This window comes from Aurantimonas sp. Leaf443, from assembly GCF_001425575.1.
Lineage (GTDB): Bacteria > Pseudomonadota > Alphaproteobacteria > Rhizobiales > Rhizobiaceae > Leaf443.
Map to the genome: position 1 here is coordinate 385589 of NZ_LMRD01000008.1, position 24038 is coordinate 409626.

The window sequence follows — 24038 nt, forward strand, 5'->3', positions numbered from 1 at the left end:
CGCTCGACGCGGGGCGCGCCGGCCGCGTTTCATGCGCCGCCCGCAGGCGGCAGATCCCAGGCGCCCGCCGCCGGATCCGGCGAAGCCCTGGCCCCCTCGTCGCCGCGCGCCAGCTGGAACCGCTCGAAGCGATGGAGCGCCTCGTCCAGCGCGACACGCTCGTCGGGGCCGAGCGCAGCCCCGAAATCGGTGCGCTGGCGCAGGACGAGCCGTCCGGCCGCCCGGTCCGCCTTCATGTCGATCGCCGCCGCAACCCGGTCGCCGACGAGCACCGGCAGCGCGAAATAGCCGAGGACGCGGTCGCGCGCCGGCACATAGGCCTCGAACCGGTGTGCATAGCCGAAGAACAGCGTGAGGCGCCGGCGCTGGATGATCAGGGGATCGAAGGGCGAGAGGATGTGCACGCGCGGCGCGACCGCCTCGGCCGGCAGGGCGTCCAGGCTTTCGGGCCGGGCCCAGTGCTCCAGCCGGTCGGCTCCCTCGAGCGCGACGGGCACCAAGGCGCGGCGGGCGACGCGCGCCTCGATGAGCGCCCGCATCGGCCCCTTGCCGGGCGCATCGAGATGGCAGACGGAATCGAGGCTGACGAGGCCTTGCGCGCGCAGGGCCCGGTCGAGGCGATAGTCGAGAACCTGGCGCTCGCTCGCCATGCGCGGCCGGCGTTCCCAGCCGAAATGGCGCTCCATCAGCTCGTAGGTCTTGAGCATGCCCCGGCGCTCGCAGACCGTCAGCGCGCCCTCCAGGAACAGCTGCTGCAGCGCGCGCATCGACGGCTTGCGGCTCGCCCAGGCATGGGTCTTCTCCACCAGGACGTCGTCGTTGATGTCGCGGAGGGTCAGCGCGCCCTCGGTGCGGATGCGCTTCATGACGCGGGCGCGCTCGGCGGCGGTCACCGCGCCGAACCAGGCGGCCGGCGCGCTTCGGCGGCGCTTCATCTCCGGCAGGAAGAAGGGAAGATCGCGCACCGGCACGTAGGAGAGGGCGTGCGTCCAGTATTCGAAGACGCTGCGATGCTCGCGCTGCGCCGTATCGAGATCGGCGCGGCGATAAGCGGGGATGCGGGAATAGAGGATGTGGTGGTGGCAGCGCTCGACCACGTTGATCGTGTCGATCTGGACGTAGCCGAGATGCTCCACCGCCGCCTTGACGGCGTGCGGGCCGTCGCCGAAGGGCGCGTGCGAATCGAGACGCTGCGCCCGCATCCAGAGCCGCCTCGCGGCGGCGCGGTCGAGCGGCACGGGATCGAGGAGGCGGAGGGCGGGCGGCATGGCCACATGAGATAGCGCCGGCGGGCCGATCCGCCCATCGGGTGCCGTCATGCGTCCGTCCGACGATCGTCACGAGATCGACAGGATCGGATCGGGACTGCGACAAAAGCGCGCACCCTTTGCCGACAGCCCGAGCGAGACCGATGCATCGCGGCCGTTGCAACCGGGCGTGGAACCGCGCTGCGCGGCGACGCGGAGCGCGACGCGGTTCCGCCCCTCACGAAAATTTGCTTGTGCCTGCCATGTTTTACCCGGCGGCGCCTCTCCCGGCCGGTCCGGTCGCGGCCACGGATCCGCGCTCCGTGCCGGCACGCGCCCGACCGGGTGGCCCGGCCGGGTCGGCCTAACAAAATCACGAAGGCGGGCCCACGGCTCACGTCAGCTTAAGGCCTTACCCCTCAAGGTCGTTGCGCCACGAAACGTGGTGTTCTCGGGCAAAGATGGGGATCTCCGTGCGTGTAACGATGACGAAGAAGCTGGCGGCCAGCTTCGGGGGGGCGTGCTCATTCTGACAGGGGCCGTCGGCTATTTCGGCCTGACGAGCCTTTCCTCGACAAACCAGACGCTGACCGAGTTCTCGCAGCGCCCCTTCGTCCAGGTGTCGGCGGCCAAGGAGATCCAGACCAATCTCCAGACCTCGCGCCGCGCCATCGCGCAGGCGCTGGGCTCCAGCGATCCCGAAGTCAACCGCACGGCGGTCGAGAACTACCAGACGGCCTGGACGACGCTCACCGCGCAGTTCGACCGGCTCACGGCCGCCATGAGCGAGCAGGGCAAGGCCCAGTTCAACGGCCTCAACGGCGAGATCCAGGCGCTGAAGGCGGCCTCGGACGAAGCGATGACGGCAGCCCGCGCCGCCGATCCCGCCGCCATCGAGAACGCGCTCGTCGCCAGCGAGGACAAGGCCGCGGCCTTCGGCACCACCGTGAGACGCCTGCAGGAGGCTCTGACCCTTGCCCAGGCGTCCACGGCCCGCGAGCGTCTCTCCGAGATCGAATATCTGGCGAGCGAGGCGCGGCTCGACATGGTGAAGTCCCTCGTCCTCAGCGATACGGCCGAGATCGTTGCCGCCAGCGAGGCGCTCGACAAGGCGTCGCAGACCATCCAGCGCGATCTCGCCGACCTCTCGGGCCTCGTGCCGCCGCCCCTGCAGCGCGACGTCGCGGAGCTGCAGTCGCAGTGGACCACGCTCGTCCCGATCCTGCGCTCGGGCGCCGATATCGGCGTGCAGAACTTCGTTGCCAAGGCCGAGACGCTGATCCAGACGCGCCAGCTTCCCCTCGCGCTCGCCCTCGACAAGCGCTTCGACGAAGTCACCGCCTATGCCGAGAAGCGGGCGCAGTCCTTCCTCGAAGAGGCGGCGGCGACCTTCTCGCAGACGCGCATGCTCCTTCTCGGCATCCTGACCGGCGCGCTCCTCGTCGGTGCCGCCGCGGCGGTCTGGATGGCCCGCTCGATCTCCACCGGCCTGCAGCGCTCGGTGTCGCTCGCCCGCTCGATCTCGACCGGCGACCTGACGCAGACGATCGAGCCGAAGGGCTCGGACGAGATCGCCAGTCTCCAGACGGAGATGCGCTCCATGAACTCCAAGCTCGTCGAGATCGTCTCCGACGTCACCGGCTCGGCCGGCCAGGTCTCGGCCGGCTCGCAGCAGGCCGCCATCACCGCCGAGCAGCTCTCGGCCGCCGCCTCCCAGCAGGCCGCGGCCTCCCAGCGCCTGTCCTCCGGCGTCAACGAGCAGGCGGCGGCCACGGAACAGGCCTCCTCCTCCATGGAGGAGATGGCCGCCAATATCCGCCAGACCGCCGAGAACGCCACGCAGACCGAGCGGATCGCCAGCCAGGCGAGCGTCAGCGCCGAGAGGAGCGGCGAGGCCGTCGCCAAGTCGGTCGAGGCGATGCGCGTCATCGCCCAGAAGATCGCCATCGTGCAGGAAATCGCACGCCAGACCGACCTTCTGGCGCTCAACGCGGCCATCGAGGCCGCGCGCGCCGGCACCCACGGCAAGGGCTTCGCGGTCGTCGCCTCGGAAGTGCGCAAGCTCGCCGAGCGGTCCGCCTCGGCGGCGCTCGAGATCGGCTCCCTCTCCGTGGAGACGCTCGCCGTCGCCGAGGAAGCGGGCGGCATGCTGCACCAGCTCGTGCCCGACATCCGCCGCACCTCCGAGCTCGTCTCGGAAATCTCGGCGGCCTGCCGCGAGCAGAATATCGGCGCCGAGCAGATCAACCAGGCGCTCGGCCAGCTCGAGCAGGTGACGCAGCAGAACGCGCAGGCGATCCAGCAGCTCGATCAGGTGACGCAGGCCAATGCCGACGCCGCCAACGAGATGTCGGCGACCGCCGAGCAGCTCTCGGCCGAGGCCCGCCGCCTCAAGGAGCGCGCCGGCTTCTTCCGCCTGACGTCCGGCGCCGTCGCCGCCGAGCCGCTGCCCGCGCTCGACGTGCGGTCCCTGCAGGCGAGCGCCCAGCGCTTCGAGCCGAGCCGCCGGCCGGCCGCAAGGCCCGCCGCCTCGCCCGCGCCCGCCGCCCAGGCCCGCGCCGGCAACGGCATCGACCTGCAGCTCGACGACGGGTTCGAGAAGCTCAGCGCCTGAGGGCGCGACGGGCCGGCGGCGCGAGCTGCCGGCCCTTTTTCGTGGCGCCGTCAGCGGTAGTCCACCCAGACTCCGCCAAGGTCGGCCGAGCGCACGCAATTCTCCACCCAGCGCACGCCTTCCACGCCCGCCTCGATGCCGGGAAAGCGCAGGCCCTCGAGCCGCTCGCCCTCCCCCCGGTCGCTCGCCTCCATGGCGATGGCGAAGCGGTAGTAGAGATTGGCCCAGCCCTCGAAGAGGCCCTCGGGATGGCCGGGGCCGATGCGGTCGTCCTGCCGCGCCTGCGGATAGAGATAGGGCATGCCTCGATCGAGGAGCCGCACCGGCTCGCCCTGCACCTCGTAGCTCAGCTGGTTGGGATGCTCGTCCCACCATTCGAGGCTGGCCTTCGCGCCCACGATGCGCACCTTCTGCCCGTGCATGCCGCCCGCGTTGACCGCGCTCGCCCAGAGCGTGCCGAAGGCGCCGGTGTCGTATTCCATCAGCGTCACCGCGTTGTCCTCCAGCGGCGCGCGGCTCTTCACGAAGCTCTGGCGCGCGCAGAGGAGACGGCGGATCTTCAGGTGCGGCAGGATGACCTGCGAGATGTAGAGCGGATGGGTGCCGATGTCGCCGAGCACGTAGCTCGGTCCGGCAAAGCGCGGATCGACGCGCCAGGCCGTGCCCGGGCTCGTCTCCTCCACGGCCTGCGAATGGAAGCCGTGGGCGAACTGCAGGTTGACGAGGCGGATCTCGCCGAGATCGCCGTTCTCCACCATCGCGCGGGCCTGCTCGATCATCGGGTAGCCGGAATAGCCATAGGTGACCCCGACGACGCGGCCGCGCGCCTGCGCGAGCGCCTCGAGGGCCTCGGCCTGCGCCAGCGTGAAGCAGAGCGGCTTCTCGCAGACGACGTGCAGCCCGTGTTCGAGCGCGGCCCTGGCGATGGCGAAATGGGTGTTGTTGGGCGTGGCGATCGACACCGCCTCGATGCCGTCGGCGCGCGCCGCCTCGGCGGCGAACATCGCCGCGTGGGTTGCGTAGCAGCGGCCGGGATCGAGGCCGAGCTCGACGCCGAAGGCGCGGCCGGCCGCCGCGTCGATGTCGAAGGCGCCGGCGACGAGTTCGAAGGCGCGCTCGCGCGCGGCGGCGGCGCGGTGGATATAGCCGATCTGGCTGCCGCGCCCGCCCCCCACCATGGCCCAGCGCAGGGGCCGGCGCGTGTTCGGTGTCCCGACGATCATGTCCTGTCTCCTCCTCGATGACGGGGACGGCCGGGCCTTCCGGCTCCGGTCCGCCCGCGGGCGCCCCGCGCCCACCGCGATGGGGCGGGCGCGGAACGGATGGCTGCCGGTCGCCCCCGGGGCCGGACGAGGGCGCGGAAGGGGGCGGGCGATTGGGGCCGCCTGGAGGGGCGGCCGGGGACGAGGGTCGGCGACTTTCGCATCCACACGGGCCGGAACCCCTGCTAGAGGCAGGAGCGGCGCGCGGCGGACACCCGCCGGGCGGGGCACCGAAGGATGATCCGGCGGCGCAGCGCGGCCGTTTCGGCCGGACATCGCAGAGCGAGGAGACGACGATGCAGGACCGGCACAACCCCTTCTACAACCCGCTCTGGGTGCGGCTCCTCATCCTCGCGGTGTGCCTTTCCCTCGTCGGCTTCGAGGTCTGGAACGGCAGCGACCCGCTCTGGCTGGGTCTTGCCGTCGCCGTCACCGCCTATGCGGTCTGGTCCTTCTTCATCGCCTTCGATCCGAAGGACAAGGCGGAGAAATAGGCCCGGCGCGGGCCGCCGCCCGGCCCTTCGCGCGGCGCCCGGCGATGGCGCGGGACGGGCCGCCGCGCGGATTCCTCACACGCCCGAGAAGAGCCAGGCGTGGTCCGCCTCGTTGTGGAACTTCCAGGCCCGGCGCGGGCCGGCCATCGTGTTGAGATAGTAGCTGTCGTAGCCGTGGACGGTGGCGACCGGGTGGTAGCCCTCGGGCACCAGGACCACGTCGCCGTCCGTCACCACGAAGGCCTCGTCGAGGGCGCGCGCGCCGGTCTCGTCGGCATCGGTGTAGACGCGCTGGAAGGCGTAGCCCTGCGGCGGGTTCAGCCGGTGATAGTAGGTCTCCTCCAGATAGGTCTCGTCCGGCAGGGCGTCGCGGTCGTGCTTGTGCGGCGGGTAGGAGGAGGTGTGGCCGCCGGGCGTGACGACCTCCACCACGAGGAGCTGGTGCGCCGCCGCGTCGTTCTCGGGCATGATATTGGTGACGTAGCGCGTGTTGGTGCCCTTGCCGCGCACGGTCTGGGGATGGGTGCCCGGCGCGATCATCTTCGGCGCGAAGCCCGGGGCGCCCGGCGCCGTGCAGAAGCCGGCCTCCAGATCCGTCAGCGCCTCGATGGCGAAAGCCGTGCCGGCCGGCAGGTAGAGCGCGTGCGGCGGGCCCTCGAAGGGCGACATGCGCTCGCCGAACGCGCCGAAATCCGCGCCCTCCACGCTCGCCCGCGCCCGCCCGCTCACCAGGACGAGGCAGAGCTCGCGATCCCCCGTGTCGCCCTCGAAGCGCTCGCCGGCGGCAAGGCGCCGCAGCGCGAAGCCGACATGGCCCCAGCCCGCGCTGCGGGGCGTCACGTCGTGCACGAGCCCGCGCGCGGCGGCGGGCTTTCGATGAAGCCTGGACATGGCGTTTCCTCTTTCCCTCGAGACGGTCAAAATGGAATGTCTGGTTGACCATGCGTATAAAATGAATTATTCGTTCCATTCAGACAAGGCCGGTCGGCGAAAAGAGGCGCAGAGCCCGTCGCCCCCCCGGCTTACCGGGGAGGTGAGGTCATGTCGAAGATGCCGAAGGCGGAGCTCGTGTCGGCTCTCTCCCGCCGCTTCCCCATGCCCCGGCCGATCCCGGCCTGACAGGCCGGCGGGCTCGCGGCCCGGGTCTAGCCGCCGGGACGGCGACGATCCGACCGGACATCCCATCACACCGGCCGTGCCTCTCGCGGAGGAGCGAGGGCGCGCGCCCTGATCACGGAACGAAGGCCCGCCGCCAAGCGACGCGGCGGCCGAAGCGGGAGGAAATGACCATGAAGAAGCTTCTCTTGGGCACGGCGCTCGCCGCCCTCGTCTCCACGGCCGCGCAGGCCGAGACGATCGGCGTGTCGATGGCGCTGTTCGACGACAACTTCCTCACCGTGCTGCGCGGCGGCATGCAGGATTACGCCGAGACGCTCGACGGCGTGACGCTGCAGGTGGAGGACGCCCAGAACGACGTCGCCAAGCAGCAGAGCCAGATCCAGAACTTCATCGCCTCGGGCGTCGACGCCATCATCGTCAATCCCGTCGACACCGACGCCACCGCCGCCATGTCGAAGATCGCGGCGGATGCGGGCATCCCCCTCGTCTATGTCAACCGCCAGCCGGCCAATCTCGACCAGCTGCCGGAGAAGCAGGCCTTCGTCGCCTCCGACGAGAAGGAGTCCGGCACGCTGCAGACGCAGGAAGTCTGCAAGATGCTCGGCGGCAAGGGCAAGGCCGTCGTCATGATGGGCGAACTCTCCAACCAGGCCGCGCGCATGCGCACGCAGGACATCAAGGACGTGGTCGCCACCGACGCCTGCAAGGGCATCGAGATCGTCGAGGAGCAGACCGCCAACTGGTCGCGCACCCAGGGCGCCGACCTCGTGACGAACTGGCTTTCGGCGGGCGTCGAGTTCGACGCCGTCATCTCCAACAACGACGAGATGGCCATCGGCGCCATCCAGGCGCTGAAGGCGGCGGGCAAGTCGATGGACGAGGTCGTGGTCGCCGGCATCGACGCCACGCAGGACGCGCTCGCGGCGATGGAGGCGGGCGATCTCGACGTCACCGTGTTCCAGAACGCGGCCGGCCAGGGCAAGGGCGCGGTCGACGCGGCGCTGAAGCTCGCCAAGGGCGAGGCGGTCGCGACGTCGACCTTCGTGCCCTTCGAGCTCGTCACCAGGGAGAACCTCTCGACCTACACGGCCAAGAACTGACCGCGCCGACGGGTCCCGGCGCCGCCGGGGCCCGTGCGGCATCGCAAGCCCGCCCGGCGCCAGGGCTCCGGGGCGGACCGTCGCCCGCCCCGCGCAGACCGACGCTCGACCCGAAGGGACGACCCGCATGGTTCTCAGCCCCCAGACGATGAAGGCGGTGCGCCGCTCCGGCGCCGTGCCCGGCGCCGAGTTCCTCCTGACGGCCGAAGGCGTGCGCAAGGAGTTTCCCGGCGTCGTGGCGCTCGACGACGTGACGTTCCGGCTGCGGCGCGGCACCGTTCACGCGCTGATGGGCGAGAACGGCGCCGGCAAGTCGACGCTGATGAAGATCCTCGCCGGCATCTACACGCCCGACCGGGGCACGGTGCGGCTGAAGGGCATCGACGTGCGCCTCGCCTCGCCGCTCGACGCGCTCGAGAACGGCATCGCCATGATCCATCAGGAGCTCAACCTGATGCCCTTCATGACGGTGGCCGAGAATATCTGGATCCGGCGCGAGCCCAAGAACCGCTTCGGCTTCGTCGATCACGGCACGATGGACGCCATGACGCAGGCGCTGTTCGACCGTCTCAACATCGGCCTCGACCCGCAGGCGCTGGTGGGCGAGCTCTCCGTCGCCAACCGCCAGATGGTCGAGATCGCCAAGGCCGTCTCCTACGAGAGCGACGTCCTCATCATGGACGAGCCGACCTCGGCGCTGACCGAGACGGAGGTCGGCCATCTGTTCACGATCATCCGGAGCTTGCGCGCGCAGGGCATCGGCATCGTCTACATCACGCACAAGATGAGCGAGCTGTTCGAGATCGCCGACGAGTTCTCGGTCTTCCGCGACGGCAAGTATATCGGCACGCACGCCTCGAGCGAGGTCACGCGCGACGACATCATCCGCATGATGGTCGGGCGCGAGATCACCCAGATGTTTCCCAAGGAGGAGGTGCCGATCGGCGAGGTCCTCCTGAAAGTGGAGAATCTGACGCTCGACGGGGTCTTCCGCGACGTCTCCTTCGAGGTGCGCGCCGGCGAGATCCTCGGCGTCGCCGGCCTCGTCGGCTCGGGGCGCTCCAACGTCGCCGAGACGATCTTCGGCGTCACGCCCGCCTCCTCGGGCACGATCTCCATCGACGGCGCGCCCGTGCGGATCGACAGCCCGACGACCGCGATCGCCCATCGCATGGCCTTCCTCACCGAGGACCGCAAGGACACCGGCTGCTTCCTCGTCCTCGACATCCAGGAGAACATGCAGCTCGCCGTCCTCCAGGACCGCTTCACCAGGGCCGGCTTCGTCTCGCAGGAGAAGCTGTCCCGGGCCTGCGAGGCCATGTCGGCCAAGCTGCGCGTCAAGACGCCGAACCTCCACGAGCGGATCGAGAACCTGTCGGGCGGCAACCAGCAGAAGGTGCTGATCGGCCGCTGGCTCCTCACGGACCCGCGCATCCTCATCCTCGACGAGCCGACGCGCGGCATCGATGTCGGCGCCAAGGCGGAGATCCACCGCTTCGTCACCGAGCTCGCCCGAAACGGCGTCGCGGTCGTCATGATCTCCTCGGAAATGCCCGAGGTCCTGGGGATGAGCGACCGGGTGATGGTGATGCACGAGGGCCGCGTGACCGGCTTCCTCGACCGCGCCGAAGCCACGCAGATCAAGGTGATGGAACTGGCCGCCAGCTGAAGCCCCCCGGCCCGGCCGGGGCGCCCGAGGGCGAGCATGCCGGCGCGATGGCCCGGCGAAAGGGAGAACGCGACGATGACCCCAACCGATCTGGCCACCGCGGGCACGACGCGGGCGCAAGCCGTCCGGCGCCGCCGCGTGCCGCCCGAGCTCAGCATCTTCCTCGTCCTCGTCGGCATCGCGCTCGTCTACGAGCTGCTCGGCTGGCTGACGGTCGGGCAGAGCTTCCTGATGAACCAGCAGCGCCTGACCATCATGATCCTGCAGGTCTCGGTGATCGGCATCATCGCCGTCGGCGTCACGCAGGTCATCATCACCGGCGGCATCGACCTCTCCTCGGGCTCGGTCGTCGGCCTCACCGCGATGGTGGCGGCGAGCTTCGCGCAGTCCTCCACCTGGAGCCGCGCGCTCTATCCCTCGCTCACCGACCTTCCGGCCATCGTGCCGATCCTCGTCGGCATCGCCATCGGGGCGCTGGCGGGCTTCATCAACGGCCAGCTCATCGCGCGCACCAGGATCCCGCCCTTCATCGCCACGCTCGGCATGATGGTCTCGGCCCGCGGCCTGTCCAAGTGGTATACCAAGGGCCAGCCGGTCTCGGGGCTGACGGAGCAGTTCAACTTCATCGGCTCGGGCATCTGGCCGGTGATCGTCTTCCTCGCCGTCGCCGCGATCTTCCACGTCGCGCTGCGCTACACGCGCTACGGCAAGTTCACCTACGCGATCGGCGCCAACGTGCAGGCCGCGCGCGTCTCGGGCATCAATGTCGAGGCCCATCTCGTCAAGGTCTACATGATCGCCGGCATGCTCGCGGGCCTTGCCGGCATCGTCACGGCGGCGCGCGCCCAGACCGCGCAGGCCGGCATGGGCGTCATGTACGAGCTCGACGCGATCGCGGCGGCCGTCATCGGCGGCACGTCGCTGGCCGGCGGCGTCGGGCGCATCACCGGCACGGTCATCGGCACGATCATCCTCGGCGTCATGACCTCGGGCTTCACCTTCCTGCGCGTCGACGCCTACTACCAGGAGATCGTCAAGGGGATGATCATCGTCGCCGCCGTCGTCACCGACGTCTACCGCCAGAAGAAGCGCGCCAAGCGCTGAACGCCCCGCCGCGCCCCGCCGAAGCGGCGCGGCGCCACCCCGCCCCTTCGCCTTCCGAGGCGCCACGATCCTTCAGGGAACGCCAGACGTGACGACCCTCTCCTTCGCCCTCAACCACATGGCGGCCCCGAAGCTCCCGCTCGAGGCGTTCTTCGCCCTCGCCGGTCGGCTCGGCATCGGCACGGTGGAGATCCGCAACGACCTCGCCGGCAACGCCATCGCCGACGGCACGCCGCCCGAGGCGGTGCGCGAGGCGGCCGGGCGCCACGGGCTGACGATCGCCTCGATCAACGCCCTCTACCCGTTCAACATCTGGACCGAAGAGCGGGCCGAAGCCGCCGAGAGGCTCGCGGCCTATGCGAGCGCCTGCGGCGCCGAGGGCCTCGTCCTCGTGCCGCTGAACGACGGCACGAACACCGGGGACGGGCGCCGGCAGGACAACCTCCGGGAAGCGCTGGCGGGGCTCGCCCCGATCCTGACCCGGGCCGGCATCACCGGCCTCGTCGAGCCGCTCGGCTTCGAGATCTGTTCGCTGCGCTTCAAGAGCGAGGCGGCCGAGGCGATCGCGCAAACGCCGGGCGGGGCGTGCTTCAAGCTCGTCCACGACACGTTCCACCACGCGCTGGCGGGCGAGAGCGAGATGTTCCCCGCGCTCACCGGCCTCGTCCACATTTCCGGCGTCGAGGACGCCTCGCTCGCGCTCTCCCGGATGCTCGACGCCCACCGCGTCCTCGTCGGGAAAGCCGACCGGCTCGGCAATGTCGCGCAGATCGCGGCGCTGCGGGCCGCGGGCTTTCGCGGGCCCTTCTCGTTCGAGCCCTTCGCGGCCGAGGTCCAGGAGGATGCCGGCATCGAGGCCTCGCTCCGCGCCTCGATGGCCTTCGTCGAGGCCGGCGTCTGACGCAGGGCCCGGGAGGAGACGCCGGCGCGCCCGGCGCTCTGGCAGGCGCGCGCGGGAATGGATAGAGCATCGGACGACGAATGGGACCCAGTCCCCCGCCAGGATCGGCCGCCCCATGCCCGCACCGACACCCCCTCCGCAGACCGACGAGGCGCCCGCCCTGCCGCCGCCCTCCGACTTCGAGGCGCTGAGGGCCGAGATCCTGTCGCGCAACGCCACGCTGCCCAAGCGCCTGCGCGAGGTCGCCGCCTTCGCGCTGGAACATCCCGACGAGATCGCCTTCGGCACGGTGGCGAGCATCGCCGCGCAGGCGAGCGTCCAGCCCTCCACCCTCGTGCGTTTCGCGCAGGCGCTCGGCTTCGAGGGCTTTTCCAGCCTGCAGGAGCTCTTCCGCGACCGGCTGCGCGAGCGCCATCCGCTCTACACCGAGCGCCTGAAGATGCTGCATGGCGAGGAGAGCCAGCCGCCCTCCATCCTCCTCGGCTTCGTCGGCGCGGCGCAGCGCTCGCTGGAGGGCCTGGCCACCCGCGTCGACCTGGAGGCCTTCGAGCGCGGCGTCGACATCCTGGCGCGGGCGCAGACGATCTATCTCGTCGCCCGCCGGCGCTCCTATCCGATCGGCATCTACATGGCCTACGCCTTCGGCAAGCTCGGCCTGCGCTGCCAGGTCGCCGGCACGGCCGCGGGCATCGACGACGACATCCTGGCGCTGGCCCGCCCCTGCGACGCGGCCTTCGTCGTCAGCTTCTCGCCCTATGCGCCCGAATCCGTCGCCCAGGCCCGCGCGCTCGCCAAGCGCGGCGTGCCGGTCGTCTCCCTCACCGACAGCCCGTTCTCGCCGCTCGTGGAACCCTCGCGCGAGTGGTTCGAGCTCGTGGAGGCCGACCATGCGGGCTTCCGGCTGCTCTCGGCGACGATGACCTTCGCCATGGCGCTGACGGTGGCCGTCGGCGAGCGGCGCCAGATTCTCGGGGACTGAATAGAACGTAAAATCCGCCTTGACCTTAGATGGAATATTTGTTTCATCACGGGAGCCGGAAAGGGAGGATCCACCATGAGCCAGTCCGCGACGCCCCTCGATCTCGTGACCATCGGCCGCGCCTCCGTGGATCTCTACGGCCAGCAGATCGGCACCCGCCTCGAAGACGTCGGCAGCTTCGCCAAGTCGGTCGGCGGCTGCCCCACCAACATCGCCGTCGGCACCGCCCGGCTCGGCCTGACCTCGGCCCTCCTCACCCGCGTCGGCGACGAGCAGATGGGCCGCTTCATCCGCGAGCAGCTGACGCGCGAGGGCGTCGACACGTCCGGCATCGTCACCGATCCCGAGCGCCTGACCGCGCTCGCCATCCTCTCGGTCGAGAGCGACACGTCCTTCCCCCTCCTCTTCTACCGCGACAACTGCGCCGACAACGCGCTCTGCGAGGCCGATGTCGACGAGGCGCTGATCGCGCGCGCCCGCGCCGTCCTCGTCACCGGCACGCATTTCTCCAAGCCCAACACGGACGCGGCGCAGAAGAAGGCGATGCGGCTCGCCAAGGCGAACGGCGCCAAGGTCGTCCTCGACATCGACTACCGGCCGAACCTGTGGGGTCTTGCCGGCCACGACGCGGGCGACAACCGCTACATCGCCTCCGAGGCCGTCTCGGCGCATATGCGCGCGCTTCTGGCCGACTGCGACCTCATCGTCGGCACGGAGGAGGAGGTGCTGATCGCCTCCGGCGAGAGCGATCTCCTGGCCGCGCTCAAGACCATCCGCGCCCTGTCGGCGGCGACCATCGTCCTCAAGCGCGGGCCGATGGGCTGCATCGTCTACGACGGCGCGATCTCCGACGATCTCGAGGACGGGATCGTGGGGCGCGGCTTCCCGATCGAGGTCTACAACGTGCTCGGCGCCGGCGACGCCTTCCTGTCCGGCTTCCTGCGCGGCTGGCTCACCGGCGAGCCGCACGAGACCTCCGCCACCTTCGCCAATGCCTGCGGCGCCTTCGCCGTCTCGCGCCTCCTCTGCGCGCCCGAGATCCCGACCTGGACGGAGCTGCGGTATTTCCTGGAGAACGGCAGTCCCGAGCGCGCCCTGCGCCGGGACGCGGCGATCAACCACGTGCACTGGGCGACGACGCGCCGCCGGCAGGTGCCGCGGATCATGGCGCTCGCCATCGACCACCGCATGCAGATCGAGGACCTCGCAGGCTCCGACGCAAAGGCGCTCGCGCGCATTCCCGCCTTCAAGGTCCTGGCGGTGAAGGCGGCGATGCGGGTGGCGGCCGGGCGGCCGGGCTTCGGCATGCTCCTCGACGACAAGCATGGGCGCGAGGCGCTCTTCGCCGCCGCCAAGGCGCCCGACTTCTGGATCGCCAAGCCGATCGAACTGCCGGGGTCGCGCCCCCTGCGCCTCGAATTCAGCCAGGATCTCGGCAGCCGGCTGATCGACTGGCCGCTCGACCATTGCATCAAGGTCCTGTGCTTCTACCACCCGGACGATCCGGCCGAGCTGAAGGCGCGCCAGATCGACACGCTGCGCGCGGCCTACGAGGCGGCGCGCAAGGTGGGCCGCGACATCCTCATCGAGATCATCGCCGGCAAGAACGGACCGCTCGGCGAGACGACGGTCTCCGACGTCCTGACCGAACTCTACGACGCCGGCCTGAAACCCGACTGGTGGAAGCTCGAGCCGCAGGCCTCGGCCCGCGCCTTCGAGGCGATCGACCGGGTGATCGAGGCGCGCGACCCGCTCTGCCGCGGCGTCATGCTGCTCGGGCTCGAAGCCTCCATCGAGACGCTGCGCGAGGGCTTCGCCGCGGCGCGGGGCGCGCGCACCGTGCGGGGCTTCGCGGTCGGGCGCACCATCTGGGTCGACGCGGCACGCGCCTGGCTCGCCGGCGAGATCGACGACGAGGCGGCCGTCGCCGACATGGCGGCGCGCTTCGAGGCGCTGACGCGGCTCTGGGAAAGCCCGAGCGCGACGCTGGCGGCCTGACGCCCGGCCCTCGCGCCTCGGCCGGGAGCGGGCCGCGCGCGGGATTTCGACCACAGAGCATGGACAGGGCGGCGCCGCGCATGCGCCGCGGGAGGATGCGGACGATGACGAGACCGACGGTACGCCTGACGATGGCGCAGGCCGTGGCGCGCTTCCTGACGCGCCAGATGACGGTGATCGAGGGCGAGACCGTGCCGATCTTCGGCGGCGTCTTCGCGATCTTCGGCCATGGCAATGTGGCGGGCATCGGCGAGGCGCTTCACGGCGTGCGCGGCGAGATCACCACCTACCGCGCCCAGAACGAGCAGGGCATGGCGAATGCGGCGGTCGCCTTCGCCAAGGCGAGCTTCCGGCGCCGCTTCATGGCCTGCACCACGTCCATCGGCCCGGGCGCGCTCAACATGGTGACCTCCGCCGCGCTCGCCCATGCCAACCGCCTGCCGGTGCTTCTCCTGCCCGGCGACGTCTTCGCGAACCGCCTGCCCGATCCCGTCCTCCAGCAGGTGGAGGATTTCGGCGACGGCACGGTCTCGGCGACCGACTGCTTCCGGCCCGTCTCGCGCTATTTCGACCGCATCACCCGGCCCGAACAGATCGTGCCGGCGCTGCGCCGGGCCATGCAGGTGCTGACCGACCCCGCCGAATGCGGCCCGGTGACGCTGGCGCTGTGCCAGGACGTGCAGGCGGAGGCCTTCGACTATCCGCAGAGCTTCTTCGAGGAGAAGGTCTGGCTGCCGCGCCGCGCGCGCCCCGACGAGGCCGAGCTTGCCGCCGCCGTCGATCTCCTGCGCGCCGCGAGGAAGCCGATCGTCGTCGCCGGCGGCGGCGTCCTCTATTCGGGCGCGAGTGCCGCGCTCGCGCGTTTCGCCGAGGGGCTCGGCCTGCCCGTCACCGAGACCCATGGCGGCAAGTCGTCCCTGCCCCATTCGCACCCGCTCAACATGGGCGCCATCGGCGTCACCGGCTCGTCGGCCTCGAACGAACGGGCGGCGGAGGCCGACCTCGTCCTGGCCGTCGGCACGCGGCTCGCCGACTTCACCACCGGCTCCTGGGCGCTGTTCCGCGACGCCGGGCTGAAGATCGTCGGCCTCAACGTCCAGCCCTTCGACGCCGGCAAGCACGATGGCGCCCCGCTCGTCTGCGACGCGCGCGTCGGGCTGGAAGCGCTCGGGCAGGCGCTGTCCGGCCACCGGGTCGACGCCGCCTGGACGGCGCGGGCACAGGAGGGCAAGGCGCGCTGGATGGAGGCGGCCAACGCCGCCATCGCCCCGACGAACGCCGCGCTTCCCTCCGACGCCCAGGTGATCGGCGCCGTGCACCGGGCGCGCAACGGTCCCGACACGGTCCTCGTCTGCGCCGCCGGCGGCCTGCCGGGCGAACTCCACAAGCTCTGGCAGGCCGAGGCGCCGGGCGGCTACCACATGGAATACGGCTTCTCGACCATGGGCTACGAGGTGGCCGGCGGCCTCGGCGTGAAGCTGGCGCGGCCCGAGGCCGACATCGTCGTGATGGTCGGCGACGGCTCGTACATGATGCTGAACTCGGAGATCGCCTCGTCGATCATGGCGGGCGCGAGATTCACGATCGTCCTTCTCGACAATGCCGGATACGCCTGCATCAACCGGCTGCAGATGGAATGCGGCGGCGCGAACTTCAACAACATGCTGGCCGACACGCACCACGTGGAGCTGCCGCGGATCGACTTCGCCGCCCATGCCCGCTCCATGGGCGCGCATGCCCTGAAGGTCGCCTCCATCGCCGAACTCGAGCAGGCGCTGCGGGAGACGAAGTACGAGCCGCGCACCACGGTGATCGTCATCGACACCGACCATCTCGCCACCACCACCGCCGGCGGCCATTGGTGGGACGTGGCGGTGCCGCAGGTCTCGCAGCGGCCGGCGGTGGAGCGGGCCCGCGCGGCCTACGACAAGGCGCGGGCGTTCCAGCGATTGGGGTGAGGCCAGCCTCGACCTCGCCGAAAGGGGCGCGGTTTCTCCTCCCCTGCGGGGGAAGGTGCCCCGAAAGGGCGGATGAGGGGTCGGCGAAGCCGGGGCGACGCTTCGCAAGATCTTTCCACCGCCGGACGGCACTGACTTGCCGCCCCCATCGGCCTGCCGGCCACGTCTCCCCGCAGGGGAGAAGACGGCCGTTTCGGTGTCCCGCCCAGTCGACCACGCCGCCCGACGACCCTTCAACGCACGCCAGCAAGGCTCCCATGATCCGCTACGGCACCAATCCCATCGCCTGGTCCAACGACGACGACTTTTCCATCGGCGCGCATCTGACGCTGGAGGACTGCCTGTCCGACTGCCGCACGATCGGCTTCGACGGCATCGAGAAGGGCCATCTCATGCCCTCCGACCCCGAGGCGCTGAAGGCCAAGCTCGCCGAATACGGGCTGGTCTTCGTGTCCGGCTGGCACTCGACCAATCTCCTCGTCAACGACGTCGAGACCGAGACGGCGGCGATCCAGCCCCATCTCGATCTCCTGAAGGCCAACGGCTCGACCGTCTGCATCGTGTGCGAATGCTCCAACACGGTGCATGGCGACGACACGAAGGCCGTGTTCCGCGACCGGCCGGTGCTCTCCCCCGAGGAGATGCAGGCCTTCGGGGCCAGGCTGGAAGAGCTCGCCGCCTTCTGCGCGGCGCAGGGGATCGACCTCGTCTACCACCACCATATGGGCTCCATCGTCCAGACGGGCGCGGAGATCGACGCGCTGATGGCGGCGACGGGCCCGGCGACCAAGCTCCTCCTCGACACCGGCCACGCCTGGTTCGGCGGGGCGGACCCGGAGGCGGTGGCGCGCAAGCACATGGCCCGCGTGCGCCACATCCACGCCAAGAACGTGCGGCCCGACATCGCGACCGCGGTGCTGGAGGAGAACCTCTCCTTCCTGGAGGGCGTGCGCCGCGGGGCCTTCACCGTGCCGGGCGACCAGGAGGGGGTCGTGGACTTCGTGCCCGTCCTGAGGATCGCCGCCGAGCACGGCTATGACGGCTGGCTGGTGATCGAGGCCGAGCAGGACTCGGCCCTGCGCAACCCGCTCGACTACCAGAGCCTCGGCCACCGCTCGCTCAAGGCCTTCGCCGCCGAGGCCGGCCTCGACAGGCGCTGAGCCGCCAGGCGCCGAGCCGCTCGCCCCTTCGCCGTCTCGGGAGGAGACATCCATGAAGATCGCCCTCGATCCCTACATGCACCGGCACCTGCCGCTGAACGAGCTCTGCCGCAAGGCGGCGGAGCTCGGCTACGACCATATCGAGCTGTCGCCGCGCGACGACCTCCTCCCCTGGTGGGTGCGTCCGCGCGCCCACAGGGAGCGCGTCGCCGAGTTCCGGAAGGCGCTGTCCGACCATTCCGTGAAGCTCGCCTCGGTCCTGCCGATGTATCGCTGGGCGAGCCCGCACGAGGACGAGCGCCAGGCCGCCGTGCGCTACTGGATCGAGGCGATCCGCGCCACCGTCGCCCTGGACTGCGACACGATGAATTCCGAGTTCGGCCGGGGCCCCTCGCCCGACCGCTCGCACCGTTCCAGCTGCTGCGGCGGCACCTTCTCCCACGAGCATTCCGAAGCCGCCTGGTGGCGCTCGATGGAGGAGCTCGTGCCCGTCTTCGAGCGGGAGGGCGTCACCCTCAACATGGAGCCGCACCCGGAGGACTGGTGCGAGACGCTGCATCCGGCGATCGACATGCTGAAGACGATCGGCTCGAACAACGTCAAGTTCCTCTACTGCGCGCCGCACACGTTCCATTTCGGCGACGACATGGGGCGGATGATCCGCGACGCGGGCTCCCTCATCGCCCATGTCCACGTGGCGGACACCTACAACCACCGCGCCTCGTCGGGCCTTCGCTACATCGTCAACCCGCCGGGCGCGAAGGTGACGGTGCATCAGCACATGGACATCGGCAACGGCGAGATCGACTGGGATCTCTTCTTCTCCTCGCTCGCGGCGGTCGGCTTCGACGGCATCGTCACGGCCTGCGTCTTCGGCTGGGAGGAGCGCGCCGACGCGTCCGGCCGCTTCATGCGCGAGCGCATCCAGCACTATATCGACAAGCATTTCGGGGGACAGGCACAATGACCGTCAATATCGGCGTCATCGGAACGGGCGCCATCGGGCGCGACCACATGCGGCGCATCACGCAGACGCTGGCGGGCGGGGCGATCGTCGCCGTCAGCGACGTCAACCGCGGCGCGGCCGAGGCCTCGCTCGCCGCCCTCGACCTCGACGGCGAGGTCTTCGCCACCGGCGCCGAACTCGTCGCCTCGCCCAAGGTCGACGCCGTCCTCGTCACCTCCTGGGGCGGCGCGCACGAGCCGGACGTCCTTTCGGCCGTGAAGGCCGGCAAGCCCGTCTTCTGCGAGAAGCCGCTCGCCACGACCGCGCAAGGCTGCCGCAACATCGTGGAGGCCGAGATCGCCGGCGGGCGCCGCCTCGTCCAGGTCGGCTTCATGCGCCGCTACGACGCGGGCTACCGCATGCTGAAGACGATGATCGACGCGGGGACCATCGGCGCGCCGCTGATGGTGCACGGCGCCCATCGCAACCCGACGGTCGGGGCCAACTACACGACGGACATGGCCATCCACGACACGCTGATCCACGAGATCGACGTCCTGCGCTGGCTGCTCGACGACGACTACCGGAGCGTGCAGGTCGTCTTCCCGCGCCGCACCCCGAACGCCCGCGAGGGCCTGCGCGACCCGCAGGTGGTGATGATCGAGACGGTGAAGGGCGTGCGCATCGACGTCGAGATCTTCGTCAACTGCGTTTACGGCTACGACATCCAGTGCGAGATCGTCGGCGAGACGGGCATCGCCCGGCTGCCCGAGCCGATGTCGATCCAGACGCGCTCCGGCGCGCGGCTCTCCAACGAGATCCTCGTCGACTGGAAGGACCGCTTCATCGACAGCTACGACGTGGAGCTGAAGGACTTCCTGGCCGCCGCCGCCAGGGGCACGGCCTCCGGCCCGACCGCCTGGGACGGCTTTGCGGCGGCCGTCGCGGCCGATGCCTGCGTGAAGGCGCAAGGGTCGGGCGCCATCGAGCCCGTCGCCATGCCCGAGCGCCCGGCCTTCTACGCCTTCGGCGCCTGAGGCCCGGCAGCCCCGGACATCGCGAGCGCGGCGGCGCGGGCTCCTCGAGCCGAGCGCCGCCGCTTGTCTTAATTAGCCGGCAAAGTCCCGCACGGTCCGCGCCGCGCCCTTGGCGCGCAGGTCCGCGACCCGTGCGGTGAGCGTCTCGCGAAAGGCCGGCGAGGCCGGCAGGTCCTGTCCGAAGACCTCGCCGAAGCCGAGCGCCGCCTCGACGAGGCCGGCGGGCGTCGCCGCCGCGCCGAGCGCCGCCTTCAGCCGATCGGCGAGCGGATCGCGCAGGTCGATCGCCGCGCCCGCCTCGTCGCGGCCGGTGGCGTAGACGAGCCAGGCGGCAAGGCCGAGCGCCAGCCGATCGAAGGGCGCGCCCGCCGCCAGCCGGTCGCGGATCGTGCCGAGAAGTCGCTGCGGCACCTTCTGCGAGCCGTCCATGGCGATCTGCCAGGTGCGATGGCGCAGCGCCGGATTGCGGAAACGCTCGCGCAGGGAGCGGCGATAGGCGTCGAGATCGAAGCCGGCGAGCTCTGGCAGGGTCGGCGAGACCTCCTCCTCCATCAGCCCGCGCACCAAGGGTTCGAAGCCGGGCGCGGCCATGGTCTCGGCCACCGTCTCGTGGCCGGCGAGATAGCCAAGATAGGCGAGCGTCGAATGGCTGCCGTTGAGGAGGCGCAGCTTCATCGTCTCGAAGGCGCCGACCTGCGTCGTGAAGGTGACGCCGGCGCTCGCCCAGTCCGGCCGCCCGCTCGGGAAGTCGTCCTCCACCACCCATTGCGTGAAGGGCTCGGTCATGACCGGCCAGGCGTCCTCCAGCCCGAGCGCGCCCGCCACCAGCGCGCGGTCGGCGTCGGTCGTCGCCGGCACGATGCGGTCGATCATCGTGGAGGGAAAGGCGATGGTCTGCGCGACATAGGCGCCGAGGTCGCCGTCGCGCATCTCGGCGAGGCGCCGCACGACCTTGGCCACCGTATGGCCGTTGGAGGGAAGGTTGTCGCAGGAGAGGACGGTGAGCGGGGCAAGGCCCGCCTCGCGGCGCAGGCGGATCGCCTCGACGAGGAAGCCCGGCGCCGAGCGCGGCGCTTCCGGGTGGGCCAGGTCGTGGACGATGTCGGGATGGGCCTCGTCGAGTTCGCCCGTCGCCGGGCGGTGGCAGTAGCCCTTCTCGGTGACGGTGAGGGAGACGATGCGCGCGTCCGGATGGGCGAGCGCGGCCAGGACCGCGGCCGGGTCCTGCGGCGCCACGAGCTGGCGGACGAGACCGCCGATCACCTGGAACCGGTCGCCGGAGCCGTCGCGCACCGCCACCGTGTAGAGCCCGTCCTGCGGGGCCAGCGCGTCGCGCGTGTCGGGCGAGCGCAGGGAGACGCCGACCGTGCCCCAGCGCAGGTCTCCCCCGGCCAGAACGCTCTCGGTATAGACGGCCTGATGGGCGCGGTGGAAGGCGCCGAGGCCGAGATGGACGAGGCCGGGCTTCAGCGCCGAGCGGTCGTAGCCGGGTCGCTCCACGCCGGGAGCCAAGGCGTCGAGGGTCTGGTTGGAAAGGCGTGTCATGATCCGGCGTCTCAATGGGCGTTCGAAGGCTGCTTGGCGCGGGCCACGATCTGCGTCGGATTGACGAAGCGCAGCGCCAGCACCAGCCAGAAGAGGGTCGTGACCATGTAGACCACGGCCATGGCGTCGATCGACTGCGAGGCGCGCACGCCCGCCGCGAAGACCGCGTAGTAGAGCGAGACAACGAGGGTCTGGCTCGTCGGGCCGGCCACGAGGAAGGTCAGCTCGAACATGGCGATGGTGCGCACGAGCACGAGGAGCAGCGCGGCCAGCATGCCCGGCAGGAGCAGCGGCAGGAGGATGCGCAGGAAGAGGCTGCCCGTGCGCGCCCCGAAGACGCGCGCGGCCTGTTCGATGCGCGGATCGATCTGCTCGATGAAGGGGATCATCACCAGCACCACGAAGGGGATGGAGGGCACGAGATTGATGATGACGACGCCCCAGAACGTGCCGCCCAGACCGACCTGGTAGAGAAGGGTCGCAAGCGGGATGCCGTAGGTGAGCGGGGGCACGAGGAGCGGCAGGAGGAAGACGAGGACGACGAAGCGCTTGCCCGCGAACTCGCGCCGCGCCAGCGCATAGGCCGTGGTGATGCCGATGAAGCCTGACAGGATCGTGACGAGGAAGACGATCTGGAAGGTGACGAGCAGCACCTCCGTCAGCTGGAACTCGCGCCAGGCGTCGAAATACCAGCGCGTCGTCCAGCCGGTCGGCAGCCAGGTGCCGAGCCAGCGCGTGGCGAGCGAGTTCGTCACCACGGCGGCGATGACGCCGAGAAGGTTGAGGACGAAGAGGATGGTGATGGCCCAAACGCCCGTGCGCCAGAGCTTGGAGCCGAGACCGCGATCCCTGATCATGGGGTCAACCCTTCGTTCCGCCGGTGGGGCCGCGATAGAACAGGCGGCGCAGCGCCAGGACGCAGAGGACGACGATCAGCTGGACGACGCCCATGATGATCGCGATCGCCGAGCCCAGCGAGTGGTTGTATTCCTCGAAGGCCGCCGAATAGGCCGCGATCGAGATGACGCGCGTCGGCCCCGCCGGCGCGCCGAGAAGGACGGCCGAGGGGAAGACCGCGAAGGCCTGCACGAAGGCGAGGCAGAAGGTGACGGCAAGGCCCGGCACCAGGAGCGGCAGGAAGACGCGCCGGAAGCGCTCGAAGGCGTTGGCGCCGAGCGTGGCGGCCGCCTGCTCGATCGCCGGATCGATGCCCGAGACGTAGGAGAGCGTCAGCAGGAAGGAGAAGGGAAAGCCGGTGATGAGGAGCGACGCGAAGACGCCCCAGTAGTTGTTGGTGAGGCGCAGCGGCGTGTCGAGCAGGCCGGTGAAGATCAGCGTGCGGTTGAACCAGCCCTGCGGCCCGAGGAAGTTGAGAAGCCCTTCGGCGACGAGCACCGTGCCGAGCGTGATCGGCAGGACGAGAAGGATCGTCAGGAGCTTCTGGCGCCGCATCAGCCGCACCCGGAAGGCGATCGGCACGGCGAGCGCGAGGTTCAGGATCGTCACCGGCAGGGCGAGCCAGAGCGTGGCGCCGATCGTGTCGTAGAGGAACGGGTCGGAGAAGAAGCGCCGGTAGTTCTCGTACCAGGCTCCCGTCTCGGGCGTGATCGAATCCACCAGCCCGTAGAGGAACGGATAGACGAAGAGCGCCAGGATCGAGAGGAGGCCGGGCAGGACGAGGAGCGTCGTGGCGTCGAAGCCCTTGGCGGCGAGGCGCGTGCGCAGCGAGCTGCGCGGCTCGGCGCGGGCGGCGGAGAGCGTCGCCCCGCTCATCGCGCCGCGCCCGAGAAGATCAGCGTGCGCTGCGGGTCCGGGTTGAGGACGATCGTCTCGCCGCTCGACACGGGCGCGTCGGAGCGGAAATAGACCGGCGCGCCGCCGGCAAGGCTCGCCACGCCGAAATAGGCCCGGCCGCGATATTCGCTGGAGCGCACGCTCGCCTTCAGCCCCTCGCCGTCGCGGGCGGCGACGAGATCCTCGGGGCGGATGGAGAGGGTGATGGGCGCGCCCGGCCCCGCCTCGCCCGCCCGCTCGAGCCAGAAGCGCCCGCCATCGGCCTCGATCAGCGTGCGCCCGCCGCCGCTCTCCACGACCCGGCCCTCGATCTTCGTGCGGAAGCCCATGAAATCGGCGACGTCGAGATGGTTCGGCCGCTCGTAGAGGTCCTCGGGCCTGCCGACCTGGCGGATGACGCCCTGGCTCATCACCACGATGCGGTCGGCGAGCGAGAGCGCCTCGTCCTGGTCGTGGGTGACGTAGATCGTGGTCGAGCCGATGGCGTCGTGGATGGCGCGGATCTCGGCGCGCATCTCCAGGCGCAGCTTGGCGTCGAGATTCGACAAAGGCTCGTCCATGAGGACGAGCGGCGGGCGGATGACGATGGCGCGGGCGATGGCCACGCGCTGCTGCTGGCCGCCGGAGAGCTGGCCCGGCAGCTTGTCGCCCTGCTCGCGCAGGCGCACGAGGTCGAGCGCCCTCTCGACGCGCTCCTCCGCCTCGGCGCGCGGCACGCCCTGCATGGCGAGGCCGAAGCCGACATTCTTGCGGATCGTCATGTGCGGAAAGAGCGCGTAGCTCTGGAACACCATGCCGAAGCCGCGCTCCTCGGGCTGCAGCTCGTCGATGCGCCGTCCGTCGAGGCGGATCTCGCCGCCGGTCAGCGGAAGGAGGCCCGCGATGCAGTTCAGCGCCGTCGACTTGCCGCAGCCGGACGGCCCGAGCAGCGCGATGAACTCGCCCTTCTCGACGCTGAGGTCGATGCCGGCGAGCGCGTTGTAGGAGCCGAAGGAGCGGCGCAGGCCGAGAAGCTCCAGCCGGCCGCCGCCGGCCTTGGGCGAGCCGAGGGGGGCTGATTGCGTCACGCTGGCGGGATGGGCGTTCATCGCGAAGGGCTCCGAAACGGCTC

At 70.5% G+C, this 24038-nt stretch carries 19 protein-coding genes; 12 read left to right on the plus strand and 7 right to left on the minus strand.

Going from position 1 to position 24038, the window contains the following annotated elements; genetic code table 11:
• Positions 1-29 precede the first annotated feature (29 nt).
• On the minus strand, positions 30-1268 hold the full coding sequence (locus tag ASG48_RS13185; RefSeq protein ID WP_082529453.1) for a crosslink repair DNA glycosylase YcaQ family protein: 1239 nt from the start codon (positions 1266-1268) through the stop codon (positions 30-32).
• 499 nt (positions 1269-1767) lie between these two features.
• On the opposite strand from ASG48_RS13185, the gene ASG48_RS13190 reads away from it, so the two are divergent.
• Positions 1768-3861 (plus strand): methyl-accepting chemotaxis protein, encoded by a 2094-nt coding sequence (locus ASG48_RS13190; protein WP_055850400.1) that lies wholly within the window; start codon positions 1768-1770, stop codon positions 3859-3861.
• A 50-nt stretch (positions 3862-3911) separates the two neighbouring features.
• Here the strand turns inward: ASG48_RS13190 and ASG48_RS13195 are convergent, their stop codons facing one another.
• Complete coding sequence (locus ASG48_RS13195; protein ID WP_055850402.1) at positions 3912-5084, minus strand: Gfo/Idh/MocA family oxidoreductase; 1173 nt, start codon at positions 5082-5084, stop codon at positions 3912-3914.
• 335 nt (positions 5085-5419) lie between these two features.
• On the opposite strand from ASG48_RS13195, the gene ASG48_RS13200 reads away from it, so the two are divergent.
• A complete protein-coding gene (locus tag ASG48_RS13200; RefSeq protein WP_055850405.1) occupies positions 5420-5617 on the plus strand; it encodes a hypothetical protein in 198 nt (65 codons plus the stop codon).
• A 75-nt stretch (positions 5618-5692) separates the two neighbouring features.
• Here ASG48_RS13200 and iolB read toward each other — a convergent pair whose 3' ends face one another.
• Positions 5693-6508, minus strand: coding sequence for a 5-deoxy-glucuronate isomerase (iolB, locus tag ASG48_RS13205; protein WP_055850407.1), 816 nt, complete (start codon positions 6506-6508; stop codon positions 5693-5695).
• A gap of 398 nt (positions 6509-6906) precedes the next feature.
• On the opposite strand from iolB, the gene ASG48_RS13210 reads away from it, so the two are divergent.
• From ASG48_RS13210 to ASG48_RS13255, 10 genes are all read left to right on the plus strand, one after another.
• The gene (locus ASG48_RS13210) at positions 6907-7836 is read left to right on the plus strand and encodes a sugar ABC transporter substrate-binding protein (protein ID WP_055850700.1); all 930 of its coding nucleotides are present in this window, start codon (positions 6907-6909) and stop codon (positions 7834-7836) included.
• A gap of 127 nt (positions 7837-7963) precedes the next feature.
• Positions 7964-9505 (plus strand): sugar ABC transporter ATP-binding protein, encoded by a 1542-nt coding sequence (locus ASG48_RS13215; RefSeq protein ID WP_055850409.1) that lies wholly within the window; start codon positions 7964-7966, stop codon positions 9503-9505.
• A gap of 75 nt (positions 9506-9580) precedes the next feature.
• Positions 9581-10609 (plus strand): ABC transporter permease, encoded by a 1029-nt coding sequence (locus tag ASG48_RS13220; protein WP_055850412.1) that lies wholly within the window; start codon positions 9581-9583, stop codon positions 10607-10609.
• 88 nt (positions 10610-10697) lie between these two features.
• Positions 10698-11510, plus strand: a complete 813-nt coding sequence (locus ASG48_RS13225) for a TIM barrel protein (RefSeq protein WP_055850414.1) — start codon at positions 10698-10700, stop codon at positions 11508-11510.
• Positions 11511-11625: 115 nt separating this feature from the next.
• Positions 11626-12489 carry a MurR/RpiR family transcriptional regulator gene (locus tag ASG48_RS13230; RefSeq protein ID WP_055850420.1) on the plus strand — a complete coding sequence of 288 codons (864 nt, stop codon included), beginning with the start codon at positions 11626-11628 and terminating at the stop codon, positions 12487-12489.
• Positions 12490-12564: 75 nt separating this feature from the next.
• Positions 12565-14487, plus strand: coding sequence for a 5-dehydro-2-deoxygluconokinase (gene iolC / locus ASG48_RS13235; protein ID WP_055850422.1), 1923 nt, complete (start codon positions 12565-12567; stop codon positions 14485-14487).
• Positions 14488-14591: 104 nt separating this feature from the next.
• Positions 14592-16445: a 3D-(3,5/4)-trihydroxycyclohexane-1,2-dione acylhydrolase (decyclizing) gene (gene iolD, locus ASG48_RS13240; protein ID WP_055850424.1), complete on the plus strand. Its 1854-nt coding sequence runs from the start codon at positions 14592-14594 to the stop codon at positions 16443-16445.
• A gap of 257 nt (positions 16446-16702) precedes the next feature.
• Entirely contained in the window at positions 16703-17605 is a 903-nt protein-coding gene (iolE, locus tag ASG48_RS13245; RefSeq protein WP_055850425.1) for a myo-inosose-2 dehydratase, read from the plus strand.
• Between the two features lie 52 nt (positions 17606-17657).
• The gene (locus ASG48_RS13250) at positions 17658-18572 is read left to right on the plus strand and encodes a sugar phosphate isomerase/epimerase (protein WP_055850427.1); all 915 of its coding nucleotides are present in this window, start codon (positions 17658-17660) and stop codon (positions 18570-18572) included.
• On the plus strand, positions 18569-19588 hold the full coding sequence (locus ASG48_RS13255; protein WP_055850429.1) for a Gfo/Idh/MocA family oxidoreductase: 1020 nt from the start codon (positions 18569-18571) through the stop codon (positions 19586-19588). The genes ASG48_RS13250 and ASG48_RS13255 overlap by 4 nt, the downstream gene beginning before the upstream one ends.
• Positions 19589-19660: 72 nt before the next feature.
• Here the strand turns inward: ASG48_RS13255 and ASG48_RS13260 are convergent, their stop codons facing one another.
• From ASG48_RS13260 to ASG48_RS13275, 4 genes are read right to left on the minus strand one after another with little or no spacing between them, the layout of a single operon-like run.
• The gene (locus tag ASG48_RS13260) at positions 19661-21133 is read right to left on the minus strand and encodes a mannitol dehydrogenase family protein (protein ID WP_055850431.1); all 1473 of its coding nucleotides are present in this window, start codon (positions 21131-21133) and stop codon (positions 19661-19663) included.
• Between the two features lie 11 nt (positions 21134-21144).
• Positions 21145-21990, minus strand: coding sequence for an ABC transporter permease subunit (locus ASG48_RS13265; RefSeq protein ID WP_055850433.1), 846 nt, complete (start codon positions 21988-21990; stop codon positions 21145-21147).
• Positions 21991-21994: 4 nt separating this feature from the next.
• Entirely contained in the window at positions 21995-22906 is a 912-nt protein-coding gene (locus ASG48_RS13270) for a sugar ABC transporter permease (RefSeq protein WP_055850434.1), read from the minus strand.
• A complete protein-coding gene (locus ASG48_RS13275; protein WP_055850703.1) occupies positions 22903-24015 on the minus strand; it encodes an ABC transporter ATP-binding protein in 1113 nt (370 codons plus the stop codon). The genes ASG48_RS13270 and ASG48_RS13275 overlap by 4 nt, the downstream gene beginning before the upstream one ends.
• Positions 24016-24038: the final 23 nt, after the last annotated feature.

Bases quoted from the DNA above. Each gene is read 5' to 3' on its own strand.
- ASG48_RS13185 (WP_082529453.1), bottom strand. From the start codon at position 1,268: ATGCCGCCCGCCCTCCGCCTCCTCGATCCCGTGCCGCTCGACCGCGCC.
- ASG48_RS13195 (WP_055850402.1), bottom strand. From the start codon at position 5,084: ATGATCGTCGGGACACCGAACACGCGCCGGCCCCTGCGCTGGGCCATG.
- ASG48_RS13200 (WP_055850405.1), top strand. From the start codon at position 5,420: ATGCAGGACCGGCACAACCCCTTCTACAACCCGCTCTGGGTGCGGCTC.
- iolB (WP_055850407.1), bottom strand. From the start codon at position 6,508: ATGTCCAGGCTTCATCGAAAGCCCGCCGCCGCGCGCGGGCTCGTGCAC.
- ASG48_RS13210 (WP_055850700.1), top strand. From the start codon at position 6,907: ATGAAGAAGCTTCTCTTGGGCACGGCGCTCGCCGCCCTCGTCTCCACG.
- ASG48_RS13215 (WP_055850409.1), top strand. From the start codon at position 7,964: ATGGTTCTCAGCCCCCAGACGATGAAGGCGGTGCGCCGCTCCGGCGCC.
- ASG48_RS13220 (WP_055850412.1), top strand. From the start codon at position 9,581: ATGACCCCAACCGATCTGGCCACCGCGGGCACGACGCGGGCGCAAGCC.
- ASG48_RS13230 (WP_055850420.1), top strand. From the start codon at position 11,626: ATGCCCGCACCGACACCCCCTCCGCAGACCGACGAGGCGCCCGCCCTG.
- iolC (WP_055850422.1), top strand. From the start codon at position 12,565: ATGAGCCAGTCCGCGACGCCCCTCGATCTCGTGACCATCGGCCGCGCC.
- iolD (WP_055850424.1), top strand. From the start codon at position 14,592: ATGACGAGACCGACGGTACGCCTGACGATGGCGCAGGCCGTGGCGCGC.
- iolE (WP_055850425.1), top strand. From the start codon at position 16,703: ATGATCCGCTACGGCACCAATCCCATCGCCTGGTCCAACGACGACGAC.
- ASG48_RS13250 (WP_055850427.1), top strand. From the start codon at position 17,658: ATGAAGATCGCCCTCGATCCCTACATGCACCGGCACCTGCCGCTGAAC.
- ASG48_RS13255 (WP_055850429.1), top strand. From the start codon at position 18,569: ATGACCGTCAATATCGGCGTCATCGGAACGGGCGCCATCGGGCGCGAC.
- ASG48_RS13260 (WP_055850431.1), bottom strand. From the start codon at position 21,133: ATGACACGCCTTTCCAACCAGACCCTCGACGCCTTGGCTCCCGGCGTG.
- ASG48_RS13265 (WP_055850433.1), bottom strand. From the start codon at position 21,990: ATGATCAGGGATCGCGGTCTCGGCTCCAAGCTCTGGCGCACGGGCGTT.
- ASG48_RS13270 (WP_055850434.1), bottom strand. From the start codon at position 22,906: ATGAGCGGGGCGACGCTCTCCGCCGCCCGCGCCGAGCCGCGCAGCTCG.
- ASG48_RS13275 (WP_055850703.1), bottom strand. From the start codon at position 24,015: ATGAACGCCCATCCCGCCAGCGTGACGCAATCAGCCCCCCTCGGCTCG.